This is a genomic window from Cellulosimicrobium cellulans (genome assembly GCF_001722485.1).
Classification (GTDB): domain Bacteria; phylum Actinomycetota; class Actinomycetes; order Actinomycetales; family Cellulomonadaceae; genus Cellulosimicrobium; species Cellulosimicrobium cellulans_A.
The window spans coordinates 1-3,220 of sequence record NZ_LWGL01000248.1; the positions used below are offsets into that span (position 1 = coordinate 1).

3 protein-coding genes and 1 pseudogene are annotated in these 3,220 nt (G+C 73.8%); 3 read left to right on the plus strand and 1 reads right to left on the minus strand.

Annotated elements, in window-relative coordinates; all coding sequences use genetic code 11:
- Positions 1-311, minus strand: a pseudogene (locus JZ5iCDA_RS16470) (hypothetical protein); the annotation flags it as partial.
- Between the two features lie 89 nt (positions 312-400).
- On the opposite strand from JZ5iCDA_RS16470, the gene JZ5iCDA_RS16475 reads away from it, so the two are divergent.
- The 3 genes from JZ5iCDA_RS16475 to JZ5iCDA_RS16485 form a co-directional block, all read left to right on the plus strand.
- Positions 401-997, plus strand: a complete 597-nt coding sequence (locus JZ5iCDA_RS16475; RefSeq protein WP_069388114.1) for a DUF3043 domain-containing protein — start codon at positions 401-403, stop codon at positions 995-997.
- Positions 998-1,066: 69 nt separating this feature from the next.
- A complete protein-coding gene (locus JZ5iCDA_RS16480; protein WP_069388115.1) occupies positions 1,067-2,080 on the plus strand; it encodes an aldo/keto reductase family protein in 1,014 nt (337 codons plus the stop codon).
- A 76-nt stretch (positions 2,081-2,156) separates the two neighbouring features.
- Positions 2,157-3,220 (plus strand): DUF4350 domain-containing protein (locus tag JZ5iCDA_RS16485; protein ID WP_069388116.1); only part of this gene is annotated, 1,064 nt, incomplete at its 3' end.

Here is a 3,220-nt window from a genome sequence, read left to right on the forward strand (position 1 = left end):
CCGACCGTGACCCGAGCCCGACCGCACGACGGATCCGCATCACGAAGGAGTGAGCGCATGACCAGTCCCTCGCGGCCGTCCGCGGCGGTCGCGCGCAGCACCTGGACCTCGGGCATGCCGACGTCGCGCAGGAGCGCGGCGACCGCGTCGGCGCTGGCGTCGACGTGCGCCGGGTCGAACGCGGAGTTCGAGACGCTGGGGATGCGCACGAGGGCCTCGAGGTCCGCGCGCAGCGCGGGGAACTGGGACGCGACGGTCTCGCGCAGCGCGCTCTCGAGGGCGGGGTCGGTGGTTCCGGGTGAGTTCGTCACGACCAGCACCGTACGTCACCGACCACCACGGGACGCCGACGGCGTGCGCACCGGCACGGGGACCTCGCGTGCTCGACTAGGCTGGACCCGTGTTCTCCCGCAACAAGCCGAGCGCGACCACGCCCGCCCCCGACCCCGTCGACGCGGCGGCGGAGACCGAGCGAGGAGCCGGCAAGGGGCGCCCCACCCCCAAGCGCAAGGTCGCCGAGGCGGCGAACAAGCGCCCGCTCGTGCCGAACGACCGGCGCGCCGCGGCCAAGGCGGCGCGGGAGAAGCAGCGCGAGATGCGCGACCGCCAGTACCAGGCGATGCAGACGGGCGACGAGCGCTACCTGCCGGCCCGCGACAAGGGCCCGGTCAAGCGGTACGTGCGCGACCACGTCGACGCACGCTGGAACCTCGGCGAGTTCTTCCTGCCCGTCGCGCTCGTGTTCATCGTCCTGTCGCTGTTCACGGCGAGCAACCAGGACCTGGCGTTCGTGACGGTCATGGCGCTGTACGGGATCGTCCTGCTGACGATCGTCGACGCGTTCGTCATGTGGCGCGGGCTGCGCAAGCGGCTCCTCGCAAAGTTCGGCGAGGTTCCGCGCGGCACGGTCATGTACGCGGTGATGCGCGCGTTCCAGCTGCGTCGGGCGCGCCTGCCCAAGCCGACGCACAAGAAGCACGGCGTCTACCCGGAGTGACGCCCGGCGGGCCGGCCGCCCGGGGAGCTTGAGTTCCTCGGGCAACCGGATCCCGGCTAGGTTGAGGCCATGCCCAACTACCGCTACCTCGGCAACTCGGGTCTGAAGATCTCCGAGATCACCTACGGCAACTGGCTCACGCACGGCTCCCAGGTGGAGAACGACGTGGCTACCCGGTGCGTCCACGCGGCGCTGGACGCCGGCATCACGACGTTCGACACGGCCGACGTGTACGCCAACACGAAGGCCGAGCAGGTCCTCGGCGACGCGCTCAAGGGCCAGCGCCGCGAGTCGCTCGAGATCTTCACCAAGGTCTACTGGCCGACGGGCCCCGCCGGCCCCAACGACTCCGGCCTGTCGCGCAAGCACGTCATGGAGTCGATCAACGCGTCGCTGACGCGTCTCGGCACCGACTACGTCGACCTCTACCAGGCGCACCGCTTCGACACGGAGACGCCGCTCGAGGAGACGATGCAGGCGTTCGCCGACATCGTCCGCCAGGGCAAGGCGCTGTACATCGGCGTCTCGGAGTGGACCGCGGACCAGATCCGCGCCGGTCACGCCCTCGCGAAGGACCTGGGCTTCCAGCTCATCTCCTCCCAGCCGCAGTACTCGATGCTGTGGCGCGTCATCGAGGACGAGGTCGTCCCGACGTCCCAGGAGCTCGGCCTGTCGCAGATCGTCTGGTCGCCGATGGCGCAGGGCGTGCTGTCCGGCAAGTACGTGCCCGGCCAGCCGCTGCCCGAGGGCTCGCGCGCCACGGACGAGAAGGGCGGCGCGCGGATGATCCAGCGCTTCATGACCGACGACGTCCTCGCCCGCGTGCAGCAGCTCAAGCCGGTCGCGGACGAGCTCGACCTGTCGATGGCCCAGCTCGCGATCGCCTGGGTCCTGCAGAACGACAACGTCGCCGCCGCGCTGGTGGGCGCGTCGCGCCCCGAGCAGGTCGCCGAGAACGTCAAGGCGTCCGGCGTGACGATCCCGGCCGAGCTCATGACGCGCATCGACGACGTCCTCGGCGACGTGGTCGAGCGCGACCCGGGCAAGACCGCCGAGGGTGCGCCGCAGAAGCGTCCGTCCTGACGCTCCCCCGCACCGCCCGACGCGCGGGGCACCCTCGGGTGCCCCGCGCGTCGTCGTCCCCGGCCGGCCGGCGGGCATGCCTCCCGCCGACCGGCCGGGAGCCTCAGCGCGCCGTCGCCCCGACGTCCGCGCCCCCGCCACCGGCACCGGCCGCACGCCGACGACCGCGTACGTCCCCGTGCTGGGCGACGGGACGACGGGTGCGAGCCGGGCACGGCGCAGGTGGCGACGTGCCCGGTGGCCGCTCGCCGTCCTCGCCGCTCTCGTCGTGCTCGCGGGGCTGTCGGCGATCGCCCGGCCCGCGACGTCGAGCACGCCGCTCGCGCCGGACAACCCGAGCCCCAACGGCGGTCGCGCCGTCGCCGAGGTGCTGCGCGACCAGGGGGTCGAGGTGACGTACGTGCAGACCGTCGCCGAGGCCGTCGGCGCAGCGGACGAGGACACCACGCTCCTCGTCGCCGAGAGCACGTACATGCTCGACGAGCAGGCCGACGCGCTCGTCGGCACCCCGGCCGACCTCGTGCTCGTCTCCCCGACCGAGCACCTCCTGTCCGCCGCGACGGGCGGCGCCGCGGAGCTCGCCTACGACTGGTCCGACGGCAGCGCGACGCGCGCCCCGCGGTGTGACGACCCCGCGGCGCAGGCCGCGGGCGCGCTGCGCTCGGACGGCGTCGGCTTCCGGCTCGCGGACGGCGGCGGGACGCTGTGCTTCCCGTCGCCGGGCAGCGCGCAGGTGGGGGCGTACCTCGTGCACGAGGCCGACGACCGCACGGTCCGTGCCGTGGACACCGCCGCGGTGCTGCGCAACGACACGGTGACCGAGGACGGCAACGCCGCCCTCGGGCTGTGGTCCCTCGGGACGCACGAGCGTCTCGTCTGGCTCGTGCAGGACCCGTTCGACACGTCGGTGTCCGGCGCCGGGGAGGCGGACGGCCCGGCGGCGGTCCTGCCGCCGTGGACCGGCGTCGTCGCCCTGCAGCTCCTCCTCGTCGTGCTCGCGGTCGTCGTGTGGCGGGCGCGCCGGCTCGGGCCCCTCGTGACCGAGGACCTGCCGGTCGTCGTCCGCGCGTCCGAGACCACCCGCGGCCGCGGCCGCCTCTACCGCCGCGCCGGCTCGCGCGGGCACGCCGCGGCCGGCCT